This is a genomic window from Amycolatopsis sp. Hca4, from assembly GCF_013364075.1.
Taxonomy (GTDB): Bacteria; Actinomycetota; Actinomycetes; order Mycobacteriales; family Pseudonocardiaceae; genus Amycolatopsis.
In genome coordinates, this window is sequence record NZ_CP054925.1 from 7453032 (window position 1) to 7471350 (window position 18319).

Consider the following 18319-nt stretch of genomic DNA (forward strand, 5'->3'; position numbering starts at 1 on the left):
TTACCGTCGGGCCGCTCTGATCGATCCGCGAGGAGGGCAGCATGCGCCAGTTCCGCAACACCGCCGAATTCCCAGCAACCGTTGCGGCCCCTGGAGCCTTCTTTGCCCGAAACCCCTTTCAACATCGGGATCCTCGCCCACGTCGACGCCGGTAAGACCAGCCTGACCGAGCGGCTGCTGTTCGACACCGGCGCGGTCGGTGTCCTCGGCCGCGTCGACGACGGCACCACCCGGACCGACACCCTCGCCGTCGAACGGCGCCGCGGCATCACGATCAGCACCGGCGTGGTCTCCTTCCGGGCGGGCGACCGGACGGTCAACGTCATCGACACGCCGGGCCACGCCGATTTCGTCGCCGAGGTCGAACGCGCGCTCGGCGTGCTCGACGGTGTCGTCCTGGTCGTCTCCGGGCCCGCCGGGGTCCAGGCGAGCACCCGCATCCTCTGGCGCATCCTGCGCCGGCTGCGCGTGCCGACGCTGGTCTTCGTCAACAAGCTCGACCAGCCCGGCGTCGATCCGGCCGGGGTGCTCGACGACCTGCGGCGGAAACTGTCGAGCGCGGTGGTGCCGCCCGCCGAAGCCGTCCGCGACCAGGTGGCGGCGGGCGAGGCGTACCCGGTGTTCTTCGGCTCGGCCATGACCGGCGACGGCGTGCCCGAGCTCGTCGCCGGGATCGTCGGCTTCCTGCCCGCCGCGCCACCGGGCGCCGGGTTCCGCGCGACCGTCTTCAAGGTCGAACGCGGCCGCGGCGGCGACCGGATCGCCTACGCCCGCCTGCACGGCGGGACGGCGAAGGTGCGCGACCGGGTGGAGCTCTTCCGGCGGGCCGGAGACGGCACGGTCGAGCGAAGCCGGCGAAGGATCACGGCCATGACGCGCGCGGGCGCCAAGGTCACCGCCGCCGGCGCGGGCGACCTGGTCCGGCTCTCGGGGCTCGGCGACGTCCGCGTCGACGACCGGCTCGGGTCTCCGGACGGCCTGGCGGAGGCCGGGTTGTTCCCGCCGCCGGGGCTCGTCTCGGTCGTCACCGCGCGGCCGGGCGAGGAAACCCGGCTGCACCAGGCGTTGCGGGAGCTGTGCGACCAGGACCCGCTGCTCGGCCTCCGCGCCGACCGCGGCGTCCTGTCGGTCCGGACCTACGGCGAAGTGCAGATCGAGGTGCTCCTGGAACGGCTGCGCGAGGACTTCGGGCTCGGCGCCCGGTTCGCCGCGCCGCAGCCGGTGCACGTCGAGAAGCCGGTGGGCGTGGGGGAAGCGGTCCAGTTCCTGGACCGGCTCGGCCCCACGGACCCGGTCGCGACGGTCGGGCTGCGGGTGGCCCCCGGCGAGACCGGCAGCGGCGTCCGGTACGCGCTGGCCGTCGAACGCGGCTCGCTGCCGCGGGCCTTCCACACCGCCATCGAGCAGACGGTGTACCGCGCGGCGGGGTGCGGCCCGCACGGCTGGGAGGTCACCGACTGCGTCGTCACCCTGACGCATTCGGGCTTCCAGCCGCCGATGAGCACGGCAGGCGGGTTTCGCGAAGTGACCGCGCGGCTGCTCGCGCAGGCGTTCGCGCGGGCGCGGACCCGCGTGTACGAGCCGGTGGACCGGTTCGACCTCGAAGTGCCGGAGCACGCGGCCGGGGCGGCGCTGATCGCGCTGGTCAAGCTGGAGGCGGTCTGCGAGCCGCCGGTCGTCGAAGACGGTGTCGCCCGGGTGCGCGGCTCGCTGCCGTCGGCCGCGACCGCGGGTTTCCGGCGCCGGCTGCCTGCCCTCGGCCAGGGCGAAGCCGTCTTCACGGCCGAGCCGGGCGGTCACCGCCCGTGGCGGCCGTAGGGGACTCCGGCCGGGCGAGGCGGCTGCGTTCGATGGGCGAACGCCCCGGGCGCTGTTCGCCGGAATCGGCCGCGATCTCGCCGTTGGTGATTGACAACCCGGGGCCGGGAAGCGACGGTGTGACGGGCTTCTGGGAACGCTCCCAGAAGCGGTCGCCGTCAGCGTGCACAAGGGAGTGCCGATGTGGGGAAGAGCCGGAAAACGTCCTGCCGCGCTGGCGGTTGCGGGACTCGCGGTCGCCGCCGGGGTCGTCACGTCGACGACGGCGGTGTCGTCCGCGCGTGAGACGAGCGCGGCGTTCGCGTGCAAGGTGACCTACTCGGCCAACGACTGGGGAAGCGGTTTCAGCCTCACCGTCGGGATCGCCAACCTCGGCTCCGCGCCGGTCGACGGCTGGACGCTGACCTACACCTACGCCGGCAACCAGACCCTCCAGCAGGGCTGGATGGGCAACTGGACGCAGTCCGGCAAGCGGGTCACCGTGACCAACGCGAGCTGGAACGGCACCATCGCCGCCGGCGGCTCCGTCAGCACCGGCGCGAACTTCTCCTACAGCGGCACGAACGCCACGCCCACCGACTTCGCGGTCAACGGCGCCACCTGCACCGGCGTGCCGCCGACCACCGAGACGACCCCGATCACGAAGCCGACGACCACGACCACCACGCCACCGCCGCCCGGCCCGGCGCCGGCGTTGCACGTCTCGGGCAACAAGCTGCTCACCGCCGACGGGAAGACCTACCGGCTGCTCGGCGTCAACCGCTCCAGCGGCGAGTTCGCCTGCGTGCAGGGCAAGGGCATGTGGGACAGCGGCCCGGTCGACCAGGCTTCGGTCGACGCGATGAAGGCGTGGAACATCCACGCGGTCCGGATCCCGCTGAACGAGGACTGCTGGCTCGGCCTGTCCGGCTCGCCCAGCGGTCCCGCCTACCAGCAGGCCGTCAAGGACTACGCGAAGCTGCTGGAGGCCAACGGGATCAACCCGATCCTCGACCTGCACTGGACGCACGGCCAGTACACCGGGAACTCCTCCGCCTGCACCGACGTCAACGCGACCTGCCAGAAGCCGATGCCGAGCCGGCAGTACACGCCCACGTTCTGGAGCCAGGTGGCCACCGCGTTCAAGGGCGACAACGCCGTGGTGTTCGACCTGTTCAACGAGCCCTACCCGGACGCGGCCGACGGCTGGGCCAACCCGGCCGCCGAGTGGAAGTGCCTGCGGGACGGCGGCACCTGCACGGGCATCGGCTATCCGGTGGCGGGGATGCAGGAGCTGCTCGACGCCGTCCGGGCGACGGGCGCCGTGAACGTGGTGATGTCGGCCGGCCTGACCTGGACGAACGACCTCACGCAGTGGCTGGCCTACAAGCCGGTGGACCCGGCGGGCAACCTGGTGGCGTCCTGGCACACGTACAACTTCAACGCCTGCGTCACGGTGTCCTGCTGGGACAGCCGGATCGGCACGGTCGCGGCCCAGGTCCCGGTGCAGGCCGGGGAGGTCGGCCAGAACAGCTGCGCCCACGACTACGTCGACCAGGTGCTGGCCTGGCTGGACGCGCACGACCTCGGGTACACGGCCTGGACGTGGAACCCGTGGGGCTGCAGCGGCGGCAACGTGCTCATCGAGGACTACGCCGGCACGCCGACGAAGACCTACGGCGAGGGCTTCCGCGCCCACCTCCTGACCGTCCACCCGTGACACCGGCGGGCTGAGCGGGGGTGCGGCGGTGCTCGCCGCACCCCCGCCGTCCGTGCGAGTCTTCGGGGCGCAACCACCCGCTCCGGACCCGGGGGACCCCCATGGGCAAGCTCCTGCTCACCGCGCTGCTGGCGGCCTTCGCGCTGGGGCCGTCGGCGTCGCCCTCGCCCCGGCCGGCGCCGCACGTCAGCGAGAGCGACCCCTTCGGCCCGGGCCTGCGCGCCCGGATCACGCGGGCGCAGGCCTACGCCGACAGCCGGCCCGGGGTGACCGGGATCGTCCTGCGGGACCGCTCGACCGGCGCCGTCTACCGCAGCCCGGCCGCCGGCAGGCTGATCTGGGCGTGCTCGACGCCGAAGCTCGCGATGGCCGTCGACCTGCTGTTGCGGGAGGATTCCGGTGCGATCAAGTTGTCCGCCCAAGATCGCGATCTGCTACACCGGATGCTCCATTCGAGTGACGACGCCGCCGCGCACGTGTTGTGGACGCGTTATGGCGGCGAAACCGAATTCGGCAGTCGTTTTCCGGCATACGGAATGAGCGACATGCGGTTCAGCGACCGGCACCCGCACCACTGGGGCTGGATCCGCACCACGGCGGACGATCTGGACCGGTTGATCGAGTACGTCCTGACCCGCCTGCCCGACCGGCACCGCGACTACCTCGTGCGGGAACTGCGCACGGTGGACGGCAACCAGCAGTGGGGTGTCTGGGGTGCCGGTGCGGCCGCGCACCCGGGTAACAAGAACGGCTGGTCCGATGACAACGACGACGGGTCCTGGATCATGAACTCGGTCGGTTTCGCGGGACCGGGCGAGCGGTACGCCCTCGCCCTGATGAACGACACCGGGGTCGTCGCCGGCGGCGAAGAGACCGGCAGGGAGACGACGACGAGGATCGCCGGAATCCTGTTCGCCGGGTATTTCGGTTCCTGAAATCTGTGCCTCTTTCAGGGGATTTCCAAGAGGAATCGTGTTTATGGGGGCACCGTGCGTAGCCCTTGTGTGGTCTGTGTATGCTCCGATATCGCTTGACCGGGTGATCACTCACCCGAATCGTGGCTGCCGTGGTCGGGGCTGGTGATCCCACGGCGCCGCCAACGGCGTGGTTCGGGCTCGGATAGGAGATTTATGCAGGTCAGGTCAGCTCTCGTGCGTGGCGGGATCGCGGTGCTCGCCGCGGCCGCCGCCGTCATGGTCAGCGCTCCCTCGGCCCTCGCGGACGACGGCGCCGCGCGCGGCCGCGTCGTCGAGGACGCGGGCACGGTCGGCTACCGGATCAACCTCGAAGGCGGCGGTGACTACATCGCCAAGCTGTTCGGGTTCAAGCTGTCGGACGGCAAGACGCTCAAGCTCTACTGCGTGCAGATCACCGTCGGCATGCGCACCGACGTCGACATGGTCGAGACGCCGTGGAACAAGTACCCGGCCGCCGACTCGCCGTTCAACAAGAACAGCGACAAGATCAACTGGGTGCTGCACCACGGCTACCCGGGCGTCAAGCTCGACGCGATCGAGGCCGCCCTCGCCAAGCAGGGCGTGAAGGTCCACGACGGCGTCTCCGAGCGCGAGGCCATCGCCGCCACGCAGGCCGCGGTGTGGCACTTCAGCGACGGCGTCAACCTGAACCTGACCAAGCCGCTGGCCGAGAACAACCCGGCCGAGGCCAACGCCGACGTCGCCGCGCTGTACAGCTACCTGGTCGGCGACCAGAACAAGGGCATCGGCGAGCAGCCGAAGCCGACGCTGAACATCGCCGGGCCGAAGACCGAGGGCAAGGCCGGCACCAAGATCGGCCCGTTCCAGGTCGCCACCTCCGGTGACATCACGTCGCTGACCACCGAGCTGCCCGACGGCGTCAAGGTCACCGACGCCGACGGCAAGGAGCTGAAGACCGGCGACGTCAAGGACGGCAGCAAGCTGTTCGTCGACGTCCCGGCCGGCGCCAAGCCGGGCAACGGCTCGTTCTCCCTGAAGGCCTCCGGCGAGCTGGACACCGGCCGCCTGTTCGTCGCGGAGAACTACGCGAAGAAGCCGGCGCAGTCGCTGATCGTCGCCGACTCGGAGAAGACCCAGGTGGCCGCCAAGGCGACCGCGTCCTGGACCGAGGCGGGTGCCGTCCCGAGCACCGCGCCGAGCACGCCCGGTGGCGCTCCCTCCGGTGGCGGCGAGCTCGCCAACACCGGTGTCGACGCCGCGGTTCCGTTCGGCATCGGCGGCCTGCTGCTCGGCGGCGGCGCGCTGATGCTGCTGGTCAACCGGCGCCGCAGCCGCGCGTAGTACGTACCACCGAACGGGGCTGGTCCACTGTGGACCAGCCCCGTTCTGCTGTCCGGAACCCGACGATCGGATTGCGATCATCGGGGCAAACCCGGCGAATCGCCGCCGAATTGGTCTAGACTTTTCGGTCATGCGCGGTACGACCGTTCCGCCAGGGACACCCTGCCGGACCCCGCGGCCGGGCGAGCTGCCGATGCACCGCCTGGAGGTGCCCGCCCCGCACGCGCCGCCGTTCACCGTCGGCACGTTCGACGCGATCGGGCCGCTGTCCCGCGCGGACTTCCCGCACCGGCACACCTTCCACGAGCTCGTCCACGTCACCGGCGGCACCGGCGCGCACGTCGTGGACACCGCGCGCTGGCCGCTGCGGCCGCCGCACTTCGGCGTCATCGCGCCCGGGCAGGTGCACCAGTGGGACGGCGTCCGGGGCCTCACCGGGCACGTCGTGCTGTTCACCGACGACTTCCTCCTCGACCACCCGGCCGACCGGGAACTCCTGCGGCGGCTGAGCGAACGGCCGTGGCTGCACCTGGACGACCACGCCGATGCGGCGGTCACCCGGCTCATCGCCGACCTCGAAGACGAGTACCGCCGCGGCGGCGACGGCGCGGAATCGGTGCTGCGCGCGCTCGTGCACGTCCTGGTCGTGCGGGCGGGACGGCTGCTGGGAACGCCGCCGCCCGCACCCGCCGGCGCGGTCGCCGCCGAGTTCGTCCGGCTCGCCGGCCGTCCCGGACCCGGGTTGTGGTCGGTGCGCGCCTACGCCGACCGCCTCGGCGTCACCCCTGGTCACCTCACCGAAGCGGTGAAGGCCGCGACCGGCCGCACGGCCGCGCAGCTGCTGCGCGAGGCCAGGATCCGGGAGGCGCAACGGTTCCTGCTCCGGACGGACCTCACCGTCCGGCAGGTCGCGAGCCGGGTCGGGTTCGCCGACCCGGCCTACTTCTGCCGGTTCTTCCGCCGCGAAACCGGGCTGAGCCCCGGCGGCTTCCGGCGCGGCGGGGAGAAGCACCACGACTGACCGGTCCAGTCCATCGCCGCCCACCCGTGCGCTGCCTACGTTCGAGGGGATCCCCGACCTCCTCCCCCCACCAGGAGCACGGCAATGGACGAAGAAACCCAGCTGAGCCGCAAGACGGTGCTGAAAGCGGCGCTCGCCGCGGGCGTCGCCGCGCCGGTCGCCCTGATCGGCGGCCCGGCGCTGGCCCGCGCGAACGCCGTCGGCGGCACGGCACCGGAACTGACCCCCACCTGCCACGACGACGACGATCCGACGATCGAGCAGACCGAGGGACCGTACTTCAAGCCGAACTCGCCGGAGCGGACCAACCTCGTCACCCCCGGCACGCAAGGCACCCGGCTGACCGTGACCGGCTACGTCTTCGGCCGGGCCTGCCTGCCGGTCAACCGCGCGCTGCTGGACTTCTGGCAGGCGGACGTCAACGGCGCCTACGACAACACCGGCTACACCTTCCGCGGGCACCAGTACACCAACGCCCAAGGCGCGTTCACGCTGTCCACCATCGTGCCGGGCCTCTACCCGGGCCGGACCCGGCACATCCACGTCAAGGTGCAGGCACCCGGACGGCCGATCCTGACCACGCAGCTGTACTTCCCGAACGAGCCGCGCAACAACACCGACACGATCTTCGACGCGCGGCTGCTGATGACCGTGCGTGACAACGGATCGGCGAAGGAAGCCGCCTTCGACTTCGTGCTCGACGTCCCCCAGACACCGACGTCGACGCGGCCGACGTCGTCCACGCCGACCTCCACGCCGACGTCGTCCACGCCGCCCGGGGGCACGACCTGGGCGGCGGGCACCGCGTACGCGGCGGGTGCCCGGGTCACCTACGGCGGCCGCGGGTACGTCTGCCTGCAGGCGCACACTGCGCAGCCGGGCTGGGAGCCGCCGGCGGTCCCGGCGCTGTGGCGGGCCGAGTAGCGGTCGACGGCCCGGCAGGCCACGCGGCCTGCCGGGCCCCAGGCTGCGCACGTTAGGGGTCGACGCCGGCCCGGCGGCCTGCCAGATTGGGGGCCATGACGATTTCCCTCGACGCGTCGGAGTGGGTCCGGCGGTTCCACCCGGCTCCGGCCGCCGCGGCGCGGCTCGTGTGCTTCCCGCACGCCGGGGGAGCGGCGAGCTACTTCCACCCGGTTTCGGCGGCGCTGGCGCCGTCGGTGGAGGTGCTGGCCGTGCAGTACCCGGGCCGGCAGGACCGGCATGCCGAAGCGCCGGTGGACGACCTGTTCGTGCTGGCCGACCGGCTGGCGGACGTGCTCGCGCCGGAGATGGGCGGGCCGGTGGCGTTCTTCGGCCACAGCATGGGCGCCAGCCTGGCCTTCGAGGTCGCCCGGCGGCTCGAACCGCGGGGGACGAAGCTGCTCACGCTGTTCGTGTCCGGCCGCCGCGGGCCCTCGGTGCACCGCGACGAGCGGATCCACGAAAAGGGCGACGAAGAGCTGCTGGCCGAGGTCAAACGGCTCGGCGGCACCGACTCCGCGGTGCTCGACGACGAGGACATCCGCACCCTGGTGCTGCCCGCGTTGCGCAGCGACTACAAGGCCGCGGAGCTCTACCACTACCGCCCGGGCCCCGACGTCGGCTGCCCGATCGTGGCGCTGGTCGGCGACCGGGACCCCAAGGTGACCGAGGCCGAGGCGCGGCAATGGGCGGAGCGGACGTCGGGGGACTTCGAGCTGAAGACCTACCCGGGCGGCCACTTCTTTGTGAACGACCACGCGGCGGCGATCATCCGGCTGATCGCCGGACGGCTCGCCGGCTGAGCGGGCGGGCGGGGTTCACCCGCCCGCCCACCGGTTCAGCAGTACAGGTTCGCGCCGGGGTCCACGCCGAGGATCGAGGTGATCTGGCGGTACTTGTCGACGCGGCTCTGCACCTGGGCGGGGTTGCCGCCGTTGCACTCGATGGAGCCGTTGATGCTGCGGATGGTCTCGCCGAAGCCGCGGCTGTTGACCATGGCGTTGTGCGGGGTCATGGAGCCGGGGCCGCTCTGGGTGTTCCAGTACCAGAGCCCGGTCTTCCACGCGACGGCCGAGTTCTGCTCCACCTGCCAGGGGTTGCCGAGCAGGTCGATGCCGAGCGCGTCACCCGCCGCCTTGTAGTTGAAGTTCCAGCTCAGCTGGATCGGGCCGCGGCCGTAGTAGGCGGACTGGCCCGCCGGGCAGCCGTAGGGCTGGTTCCAGTCGCAGTAGTGCGGGTAGTTGGCGGTGTTCTGCTCGACGATGTAGACGAGCCCGCCGGTTTCGTGGTTGACGTTCGCGAGGAACGCGGCGGCTTCCTGCTTCTTGACGGTGTCGCTGCCGGTGGTCGCGAAGCCGGGGTAGGCCGACAGGGCCGCGGTGAGGCCGCTGTAGCTGTAGAAGGAGTTCCTGCTCGGGAAGATCTGGTTGAACTGCGCTTCGCTCACCACGAACGAGCCGGGGTTGCCGGGATCGGTGCCGCCACCGCAGCTGTAGGGCTCCCAGTACCAGGTGCTGATGACGGGGTCGTAGCCCGGGTTGGCGTTCTTGGCGCGGTAGTAGCCGCCGTTGGTGTAGCGGACGATCGCGCCGACGTCGTACCACTGGCCGGCGACCCAGTTCGGGTAGCTGCAGGTGTTCCCGCCGCCGCCGTCACAGCTGTAGGGCTCCCAGTACCAGGTACTGATCACCGGGTCGTAGCCCGGGTTGGCGTTCTTGGCGCGGTAGTAGCCGCCGTTGGTGTACCGCACGACAGCGCCGACGTCGTACCACTGCCCGGCAACCCAGTTCGGCGCACTGCACGCGGCGGCGGCCGCCTGGGAGGCCTGCCCGGTGACGGCGGGCACGCCGAACACGAGCCCGGCAACGGCGGCGACGGCGGACAGGACCGCGACAAGACGTCTTCTCAAGATTCGCTCACTCCTTCGGCCACGACGGAAACCCGGGCGCGCAGGCGCCCGGCGTCGAAGGTGGGGGTGCTCATCCGGCCGAGACGAGGGGTGACAACGGTCACTAGAGCAGATTGGTCTAGTCCAGTCAAGAACGCCGGGTGGGGCGGGCAAGGGGTGTGCGCGAACGTCCCTGCCGGTGAACCACCGGGGGTGCCGGCCCCGTTTCCCTGCTGACGCGGGCATCGAGTGGCCGCAGTCCTGCCGCGTTGCTGCCGCGGGGCGGGCGACGCGGCGCTGCGTGACCCGCCCGGCACGTCACCGCGCTTGCGGGATCCTCAGCTGTGCCGTCGCCGGGGAGACGTGCAGGATGCGCTGCAGCCTCGCCCGGCCCAGCCGGTGGAGCATCTCCCCGAGCTCCTCCGGCGCAATGCTCCCCTCGAGGTCGAGCCGCGTCGTCCGGACGACGCGGTCGATCTCCGATGCGGGGAGCCGCCCCGCGAACTCCCCGGCCAGCCACACCCCGACCTCGTCCACGACGTCGTCCGCCCGGTGGCTCCGTACGGTCATCGCTCTCCTCGTTTCCGGATCGCCTTTTCTCCAGGTCGAGGCGGAAAAATCCGACCCGACGCCAGTCCGACGGGCGAGCCGGGGAGCCATGACGCGGAATCGGCCAAGTTCGCGGCAAAAAGCTTTCCGTGGTCGGGCGGGTGAAATGCGTGACCGCCGCCGTCACTCACATGGGCTGTTTGCCCTCGGAAGTTGTCGGCCGTTCGGGTAGAAATCCGCGGAACTCCGCCGGTGGCGCGTCCTTCTCAGGACTCTGGAGGCATCGGGTAGTGCGGGCGTTCCCCTCGCGGGGACGCGGAACGGAGACGCGATCCATGGGCCGGTACGACCGGACCGACCTCGGGGCGTACAGCCTGGGGTTGCTCGACGCCGCCGAGGCGGCCCGGGTCGAGCGGCACCTCGCGGCGTGCCCGGACTGCCGCCAGGAGGTCCGGGAGTTCGAAGCCGTCCGCGGCATGCTCGACCACCTGGTCGAGGTCAAGTCCGGTTAGTCCTCAGCGCGAGGCGGCCGCCTTGACCGTCCGCAGCACCGGCGCCGTCTCCAGCGTCCGGATGGCCTCCAGCGCCCCCAGCCGATGCGTCAGGTAGTGGTGTAGCGCGGCCGCGTCCGGGCACAACGCCAGCGCGACCAGGTTCGCCGGGCCGGTCGTCGCCGCCACCAGCGCCAGCTCTTCGTGGGTCGCCAGCGTCCGGGCCACCCAGTCGAGCTGCGCGGGCGCGACGGCCATCCAGAGCAGCGCCTGCGTCGTCACGCCCAGGGCCTCCGGGGCGATCTCGAGGTCGAAGAACACCGTCCCGCCCGCCTGGAGGTCGGCCAGCCGGCGCGCGACGGTCGCCGCCGCCCAGCCGGTCGCCGCCGCCAGATCGGCCAAGGCGGTGCGGCCGTCACGCTGCAGCTCCGCCAGCAAGGCGGCGTCGTCGCCGGTCAAGGGCTTGCCCGGGCCGTCGTGCACGGGAGTGAGGGCGGCGATCTGGGCCGCGTCGAGGGCGTTGGCCCGGCCCAGCCAGGCCGTCGGGCCGCCGAGGTAGCGGTGCAGCAGCTGGTGCGCCGAGACCGCCGTGATGCTCGCCGTGCGCGGGATGTCCCGCAGCAGCAGCGCGTGGTCGCTCGCCGCGGGCATCTGCACGTTCACGCAGATCTCCGTGCCGCCCGACATCAGCTTGATCCACGCCGTGTCGGCGCGGCGGGCCAGTGACCGGGCGAGGTCCTGCGCCGTGTGCGGGGCCGCCGTCAGCCGGACCATCCACTCGGCCTGCCCGGCCCGCTGCGGATCCGGCAGGCCCACGACGCGAAGCGACGCTTCGGCCCGAAGCCGGCGATACCGCCGCGTCACCGTCTGCGTCGAGACGTCGAGGACGTCGCCGATCTTCGTGAAAGGTGCCCGCCCGTCGAGGTGCAGCGCGTGGATCAACGCTCGATCGACCGCGTCCAGGGTGGTCATATCCCTCATTCAACCGCAATTCATGGAAGAAAACTGCAACTCCACGGCCATAGCTGGAACGCATTGCGTCGGTGAGGTCAGGGTGGTGCCGACCGAAAGGAGCCACCCGTGCCCACCCTGACCCGATACCGGCGGCGCTGGGCCGCACTCGCCGTGCTGCTCGTGGCGGAGGCGATGAACCTGCTGGACGCCACGATCGTCCAGGTCGCCGGTCCGGCGATCCACGCCGAGCTGCCCGGCCCGGCCGCCGACGTCCCGTGGTTCAGCGCCGCCTACACGCTGCCGTTCGCCGCCTTCCTCATCACCGGCGGGCGGCTCGGCGACATCCTCGGCCGGGCCAGGGTGTTCAAGCTCGGCGTGGCGGGTTTCGTGCTCGCGTCGCTCGGCTGCGCGGCCGCCCAGGACGCCGGGCTGCTGATCGGGGCCCGCGCGGTGCAGGGCGCGGCGGCCGCGCTGATCATCCCGCAGACCATCGGCCTGATCCGCGCCCTCTTCGACGGCGACGAGCTCGCGAAGGCCCTGGGCACCATCGGGCCGGTGATGGGCTTGTCCGCGGTCACCGGGCCGCTGCTCGGCGGCCTGCTCACGCAGGCGGTGTCGTGGCGGGCGGCGTTCCTCGTGAACGTCCCGCTCGGGCTCGCGGTGCTGCTCGCCGCCCGGCTGCTGCGGGAGGACCGGGCCGCCACCCGGCCGCGGCTCGACCTCACCGGCACCGCGCTCGTCGTCGCCGGCTCCGGGCTGCTCGTCTACCCGCTGATCGACCCGGCGGGCACGAACTGGGTCCTCCTCGCGGCCGGCGTCGTGCTGCTGGCCGGGTTCGGCTTTCACCAGCGTCGCGCGGCCGCGCCGCTGGTCGAGCCGAGCCTGTTTTCGAACCGCGGGTTCCCGGCCGCACTCGCCGGGTCACTGCTGTTCTTCGCGGTGATGACCGGCCTGATGCAGGTCGTGCCGATGCAGCTCCAGCTGGGCCTCGGCGCCGACGTCCGCACCGCCGGCCTGACGCTGCTGCCGCTGTCGGCCGGGCTCGCGGTGTCGTCGTACCTCGCCGGTGCCCGGCTGGTGCCGAAGTTCGGCGCCCGCGTGATGTTCGCCGGGCTCGCCCTGCTGGCCGCGGGCCTGCTCGCCGCCCTCGCCGCGGGGGTGCGGGCGTACCCGTGGGCGCTGGCGCTGTGCGGGCTCGGGATGGGGACGTTCACGGTGCCGTTCTTCACCGCGGCCCTGCACCGGGTCCGGCCGCACGAGACGGGCTCGGCCGCCGGGCTGCTCAACGCCGTGCAGCAGCTCGGCGGCACCCTGGGCGTAGCCCTCCTCGGCGGGCTCTACCTCGGCACCGGCACGGCGACCGCGGCGCTCGGCGTGGGTGTCGCCCTCGCCGTGGCCGCCGCGGTGGCCGTGCTTCCGCTCAGTAGTCGTCCCGGCCGGTGAACTGCTGCTCCAGCAGTTCGGCCGCGCCGGCGACCAGTTCGAGGGGGTCGGTGAACTCGTTGATGTCGAGGTTGATCAGCGGCAGCGAGTGGCGGAGCACGATGTGGTCGCCCATCACCGCCAGCCCGCCCACCACGATCGCGTCGCCGACCTCGGTCAGCACCTCGAGGAGGTCGACCTCGTCGTGCCGGGCGAACGGCGTGGCGATCTGCACCCAGTCCTCGCGCTGGTCGAGGATCTCCCGGGCGATGACGACGATCTGCGCGCGTTCCTCGGTGTCCGGGTCGGAGCCGAACACCAGGCGGATGCGCAGCTCGTCGGGCTCGTCGCGCACCACCCGGTACGACTGCCTGATGTAAGCGACCAGATCGCCCCACTCCGCCACGGCTGCTCCGTTCTCGTGCCTGTCCGGGCGCCCAGCGTAGCGATCAGGCGCCGCCGATCCGGTCCAGATCGGCCAGCACGTCGCCGGGGAGTTCGAGCTCGGCGGCGGCGAGGTTCTCCCTCAGGTGCTCCGGCGACGAAGTCCCGGGGATCAGCAGCATCGACGGCGACCGCTGCAGCAGCCAGGCGAGCGCAACCTGCATCGGCGTGGCCCCGACCCGCGCGGCGCAGTCGTCGAGCAGGCCCGACTGCAGCGGGCTGAACCCGCCGAGGGGGAAGTAGGGCACGAAGGCGATCCCCTCGGCGGCGCACTTGTCGACGAGGTCGTCGTTTTCCCGGTGGGCCAGGTTGTATTGGTTCTGCACGCAGACGACGGGCGCGATGGCCCGCGCCTCGTCGAGTTGTCCGGCGCTGACGTGGCTGACCCCGAGGTGCCGGATCAGCCCCTGCTCCCGCAGCTCGGCGAGCACCCCGAACGGTTCGGCGAGCGACATCGGAACGGGATAGTCACCGGCGGCGTTGCTGAGCCGCAGGTTGACGACATCGAGCGCGTCGACACCGAGGTTCCGCAGGTTGTCGTGCACGGCTTCGGTGAGGTCGGAGGCCGACAAGGCGGGCGGCCAGCCTTTGTCGGAGCTCCGCCGCGCGCCCACCTTCGTGACGATGACGAGGTCATCGGGGTAGGGGTACAGGGCTTCGTTGATCAGGGCGTTCACGGTGTGGGGGCCGTAGTAGTCACTGGTGTCGAGGTGGGTGACCCCGAGGTCGACGGCATCCCGCAGAACGGCAACGGCGGCATCGTGGTCCTTCGGCGGCCCCCAGACCCCGGGCCCGGCCAGTTGCATGGCGCCGTAACCCATGCGCTTCACGGGGAGTTCGCCGCCGAGGGTGAAGGTACCGCCGAGATCCGCCATGCCGCTCCTTGGTCCGGGTGCTGTGCCGCGAAGTCTAGGCGCGATCGGCTCGGTTTTCCGGCTGTGGCTTCGGTATCGCCGTTTTGTCGGTGGTCTCGGGTAGCGTGGATCTCGGGGGCTTCTCGCGTCGGTGTGCTGCTGTTTTCCTTACGCTGCAACGGAAATCTTGGTCCGGGTCGCGCCTTGAGATTCACCCGATTCAGCGGTGACGGTCGAACTTGTGTTCGGTAACGTCGTTGGTGTGACCGCGACGATTCCTTTTGTGAAGCCGAAAACGTCCCTCCGCCCGGCTGGTGGGGCGTTATCCCTCTGTCAGCCGGGCGACGCACTCGCGGGCCGGCGAAGACCCGGGCTGCGCGTCGGCTGTGGCCGGTTCCGGCCGCCTGGGGAAGCGGTTCCGGGTGCGTCTGGTGAGCGCGGGAAGGCGGGGATCTTTCGGCGCCCCACCGTGAGGAGGAATGCGCTCGGGGGAGCGGACGAGCCGCTGGTCTGTCGCGGCGGCCACGTGCCGGTGGTGGCGCGCGATGAGCCGCAGGGGCGGCCCGGAGGCGGTGCGCTGGAGGGGGCGCGGGACGAGCTGGGCTGTTCCGAAGGCGGTGTGCTTGAGGCCGGACCGCTGGGCTGCCTCGGCGCCGCCGTGGTCGAGGCGGCGCGTGCGGAACTCGTGGCCGAACCCAGAAACCCAATCAGCCGCGCAACGGGCGGCGACCAGTTCCCGAGCATCGGTAGTGCGCAGCAACGAGACTCAGCAGAGCCCCTTACCCCGCAGCACCCGCGACACCGACTCCTGCACCCGCGCCTTCGGCAGCTCCCCGCCCTGCACCGCCTTCACCAGCCGGTCCAGCACCTCGTCCACCCGGCCCCCGGAAGACCACAGCGCCTGGTCCGCCCCCGCCTGCAGCGCCTTCAGCACCGCCTCCGGCAATGGATACTGCGCGGTGATCGCCTTCATCGCCCCGAGGTCGTCCGTCACCACAGGGCCGGTGAACGCGAACTCGCCGCGCAGCAGCTGGTACGCCGCCGGGGACAGCGAGGCCGGGATGCCTCCGGTCAGGTCCGGCACGTCGAGGTGGCCGACCATCACCGCGACCGGGCCGTAGTCGGCCAGGCCTCGGTAGGGCACCAGGTCGACCGCGCGCAGCCGATCCAGCGGCGGCGTGACGACCGTGCCCTTGTGCGAGTCGCCCGAGCCGTGGCCGTGACCGGGGAAGTGCTTCAGCACGGGCTGGATCCCCGCGGAGCGGAGGCCCTCCGCGAACGCCTTCGCGTACGTCTTCACGCGGACCGGGTCCGGGCTGAAGGAGCGGTCGCCGATCACGTCGTCGTCCGGGGCGTCCGTGACGTCGGTGTCCGGGGCGAAGTCCACTGTCACCCCGCGGGCACGCAGCTGCCGGCCGCGCTCGGCGGCCAGCGCCCTGACCTGGTCCGGGGACTTCGTCGCGGCCATCGTGCGGGCCGAGGGCAGGTCGCCGTCGAGGTCGTCGATGCGCTGGACGCGGCCGCCCTCCTCGTCGACCGACACCGCCACCGGCACCTTGGCCACGGCCTGGACCGCGGCCAGCGAACGGTCTTTCAACAACGCTGTTGCGTTACCCCCGATGAAGATCCCGCCGACCTGGTGGTCGCGGACCAGGGCCACCGTCGAAGCCGGGTTGTCACCGGAGACACCCACGACGACCAGCTGCGCGACCTGGGCCCGGACGTCGAGCCCGGCCGCCAGCGACGCGCAGTCGCCCGGCCGCGCGAGCCGGGAGGTGGGTGGCGAAGAGACCGCCGCCGGTGGCGGAGCCGGCCGGGTGGAGGTCAGTGGCACCGCCAGGCCCGAGACGGTCCGCGGTTGCAGGCCTGCGACCAGCAGACATCCGGCCACGATGGAGAACGCCACCCCGAAGGCGGCAAGACGTCGGCGGTTCATCGGTCCCTTCACTCGTCTGTGTGCCCCCCGACGGTAGTCGACGGTGAAACTTCACGGCGTGAAGAAGGGGTTGGTCAACCTTAGAGAATTCGTGAAGGCCGCCTCAGCACACTGGCCGCAGTCAGGATTCGTCGTGGGCGGGGAGGGTTCGATGGACCAGGTGCGAGTGGCGGCGTGGGCGTCCGATCCGATCGCTTTGACCGGGCTGATCAACCACCTGAAGGCCCGCCCGGAGCTGCTGGTCGTGCCGCGCGCCCGCCGGGGCGAGGCGGCGGTGCTGGTGTTCGCCGTCGGCGAGGTCGACCGGGAGGCCGTTGCCGCTCTGCGGGCCGCGGCCGTCGAGTCGCCGGCTGCGATCGTGCTGGTGGCCGGGCACGTCGACCCCGCGCACGTCGGGCTGCTCGCCGACTGCCACGTCTCCGCGGTGCTGCCGCGGACCGCACTCGACCAGCTCACCGCGACCGTGGTCGCCGCGGCGCGGGGACGCACCTCCCCGCTGCGCGAGCAGGTCGAGGCCCTGGCCGGCGCCGGCGGCGGGGCGGCACTCACGCCGCGCGAGGTGGATGTGCTTCGCCTGATGGCCGAAGGCTGGGACACTGCCGAGATCGCGGGCAAGCTCTGCTACTCGGAGCGGACCGTGAAGAACGTCATCTACGCCATGACCAACCGGCTCAACCTGCGCAACCGGCCGCACGCGGTCGCGTACGCCGTGCGGGCCGGTGTGATCTGAGGAAGCCTGTTGCGAACGATCGTCCGCCGGACCGCCATCGTGGTCGCCGCGTTGATCCCGCTCGCCGCCTGCAGCCCGGGTGACGCCGGGGAGAAGACGAAACTCACCATCGCGACCTTCGGCGAGTTCGGCTACGCGCCCCTGATCGCCGAGTACGAAAAACTGCACCCGGACATCACGGTGCAGAACCGCGTCACCGACTTCGACACCCACCACAAGGGGCTCGCGACGCAACTGGCCACCGGGCACGGTGCCGCCGACGTCGTCGCGATCGAAGAGCAGTACATGCCGCAGTACCGCAAGGTGAAGGACAAGTTCGCCGACCTCGCCGCGTACGGCGCGCGCGACCTGGAAAAGCAGTGGGTGCCGTGGAAGTGGGCGCAGGGCACCGACGGCGGCTTCGTGCTGGGCCTCGGCACCGACATGGGCAGCCTCGCCCTCTGCTACCGGCGCGACCTGTTCCAGGACGCGGGCCTGCCGGTCGACCGCGACGAAGTCGCGAAGCTGATGCCCGACTGGGAGGCCTACGCCGCCACCGCCGAGCGGTTCACCGCCAAGACGCCGAACGTCAAGTTCGCCGACTCCGCCGGCACCGTCTACACGGCGATGCTGAACCAGTCGCCGGAGAACTACTTCTCCCAGCGTGACGACTCGTTCATCGCCGACCGCAACCCGAGCGTGCGCGCGGCTTTCTTCCTCTCCGGCGGCATCGCCGCCAAGGGGGAGACGGCGGCGGCGACCACGTTCACCCAGGCGTGGAACGTGGCGATCAAGCAGGGCTCCTTCGCCACCGTCGCCTGTCCGGCGTGGATGCTCAGCCAGATCAAGGAAGCCGGCGGGGACGCCAACCGCGGCAAGTGGGACGTCACCACCGTGCCCGGCAAGAGCGGCAACCAGGGCGGTTCCTTCCTGACCGTGCCGAAGCAGGGCGCACACCAGAAGGAGGCGTACGAGCTCGCCCGCTGGCTGACCGCCCCGGAACAGCAGAAGAAGCTCTTCCTGTCCGACGGCATCCTGCCCAGCGAACCCGCCGTCTACGAAGACCCGCAGGTCGTCGCGCACACCGATCCGTACTTCGGTGACGCGCCGATCGGGCGGATCTTCGCCGCCTCGGCCCAGCAGCTGCGCCCCAACTACCGCGGCCTGCGTGACGCCGACGTCCGGCCGGAGTTCGGCCGCGCGCTCGGGCGGATCGAGGAAAAGACCGACACCGTCGAGCAGGCCTGGGCGAAAGCCGTCCAGCAAGCCCAAGCCGCGCTGAAGTAGCCGCG

General features: G+C 71.6%; 17 protein-coding genes. 11 read left to right on the plus strand and 6 right to left on the minus strand.

The genetic code is table 11. The annotated features are described in order from the left end of the window. Positions 1-102 precede the first annotated feature (102 nt). From HUT10_RS33735 to HUT10_RS33765, 7 genes are all read left to right on the plus strand, one after another. Positions 103-1818: a GTP-binding protein gene (locus tag HUT10_RS33735; protein WP_176174885.1), complete on the plus strand. Its 1716-nt coding sequence runs from the start codon at positions 103-105 to the stop codon at positions 1816-1818. Positions 1819-1999: 181 nt separating this feature from the next. Continuing rightward, complete coding sequence (locus tag HUT10_RS33740) at positions 2000-3517, plus strand: cellulase family glycosylhydrolase (RefSeq protein ID WP_176174886.1); 1518 nt, start codon at positions 2000-2002, stop codon at positions 3515-3517. 101 nt (positions 3518-3618) lie between these two features. After that, positions 3619-4452 carry a serine hydrolase gene (locus HUT10_RS33745; RefSeq protein WP_176174887.1) on the plus strand — a complete coding sequence of 278 codons (834 nt, stop codon included), beginning with the start codon at positions 3619-3621 and terminating at the stop codon, positions 4450-4452. 195 nt (positions 4453-4647) lie between these two features. Beyond that, positions 4648-5796: a Cys-Gln thioester bond-forming surface protein gene (locus HUT10_RS33750; RefSeq protein WP_176174888.1), complete on the plus strand. Its 1149-nt coding sequence runs from the start codon at positions 4648-4650 to the stop codon at positions 5794-5796. A 193-nt stretch (positions 5797-5989) separates the two neighbouring features. Next, positions 5990-6817, plus strand: coding sequence for an AraC family transcriptional regulator (locus HUT10_RS33755; protein ID WP_217709786.1), 828 nt, complete (start codon positions 5990-5992; stop codon positions 6815-6817). Positions 6818-6901: 84 nt separating this feature from the next. After that, entirely contained in the window at positions 6902-7741 is an 840-nt protein-coding gene (locus HUT10_RS33760) for a carbohydrate-binding protein (protein ID WP_176174890.1), read from the plus strand. A 95-nt stretch (positions 7742-7836) separates the two neighbouring features. Then, positions 7837-8583 (plus strand): thioesterase II family protein, encoded by a 747-nt coding sequence (locus tag HUT10_RS33765; RefSeq protein ID WP_176174891.1) that lies wholly within the window; start codon positions 7837-7839, stop codon positions 8581-8583. A gap of 35 nt (positions 8584-8618) precedes the next feature. Here the strand turns inward: HUT10_RS33765 and HUT10_RS33770 are convergent, their stop codons facing one another. Beyond that, the gene (locus tag HUT10_RS33770) at positions 8619-9635 is read right to left on the minus strand and encodes a glycoside hydrolase family 19 protein (protein ID WP_176178149.1); all 1017 of its coding nucleotides are present in this window, start codon (positions 9633-9635) and stop codon (positions 8619-8621) included. Positions 9636-9986: 351 nt separating this feature from the next. Then, entirely contained in the window at positions 9987-10238 is a 252-nt protein-coding gene (locus tag HUT10_RS33775; RefSeq protein WP_176174892.1) for a hypothetical protein, read from the minus strand. Positions 10239-10552: 314 nt separating this feature from the next. Here HUT10_RS33775 and HUT10_RS33780 point away from each other — a divergent pair, with 314 nt between their 5' ends. Continuing rightward, positions 10553-10729: a zf-HC2 domain-containing protein gene (locus tag HUT10_RS33780; protein WP_176174893.1), complete on the plus strand. Its 177-nt coding sequence runs from the start codon at positions 10553-10555 to the stop codon at positions 10727-10729. 3 nt (positions 10730-10732) lie between these two features. On the opposite strand, the gene HUT10_RS33785 is transcribed toward HUT10_RS33780, so the two are convergent. Beyond that, on the minus strand, positions 10733-11680 hold the full coding sequence (locus HUT10_RS33785; protein WP_176174894.1) for an Lrp/AsnC family transcriptional regulator: 948 nt from the start codon (positions 11678-11680) through the stop codon (positions 10733-10735). A 108-nt stretch (positions 11681-11788) separates the two neighbouring features. Between HUT10_RS33785 and HUT10_RS33790 the strand changes: the two genes are divergently transcribed. After that, positions 11789-13105 (plus strand): MFS transporter, encoded by a 1317-nt coding sequence (locus HUT10_RS33790; RefSeq protein ID WP_176174895.1) that lies wholly within the window; start codon positions 11789-11791, stop codon positions 13103-13105. Here HUT10_RS33790 and HUT10_RS33795 read toward each other — a convergent pair. From HUT10_RS33795 to HUT10_RS33805, 3 genes are all read right to left on the minus strand, one after another. Beyond that, positions 13083-13490: a hypothetical protein gene (locus HUT10_RS33795; protein ID WP_176174896.1), complete on the minus strand. Its 408-nt coding sequence runs from the start codon at positions 13488-13490 to the stop codon at positions 13083-13085. The two genes, HUT10_RS33790 and HUT10_RS33795, sit on opposite strands and share 23 nt — an antisense overlap. Positions 13491-13533: 43 nt before the next feature. Next, the gene (locus HUT10_RS33800) at positions 13534-14403 is read right to left on the minus strand and encodes an oxidoreductase (RefSeq protein WP_176174897.1); all 870 of its coding nucleotides are present in this window, start codon (positions 14401-14403) and stop codon (positions 13534-13536) included. 745 nt (positions 14404-15148) lie between these two features. After that, positions 15149-16318, minus strand: coding sequence for a glycoside hydrolase family 3 N-terminal domain-containing protein (locus tag HUT10_RS33805; protein WP_254897135.1), 1170 nt, complete (start codon positions 16316-16318; stop codon positions 15149-15151). Between the two features lie 151 nt (positions 16319-16469). On the opposite strand from HUT10_RS33805, the gene HUT10_RS33810 reads away from it, so the two are divergent. Together HUT10_RS33810 and HUT10_RS33815 are read left to right on the plus strand one after the other, a co-directional pair. Next, positions 16470-17048, plus strand: coding sequence for a LuxR C-terminal-related transcriptional regulator (locus HUT10_RS33810; RefSeq protein WP_176174898.1), 579 nt, complete (start codon positions 16470-16472; stop codon positions 17046-17048). A 9-nt stretch (positions 17049-17057) separates the two neighbouring features. Beyond that, complete coding sequence (locus HUT10_RS33815) at positions 17058-18314, plus strand: ABC transporter substrate-binding protein (protein WP_176174899.1); 1257 nt, start codon at positions 17058-17060, stop codon at positions 18312-18314. Positions 18315-18319 lie beyond the last annotated feature (5 nt).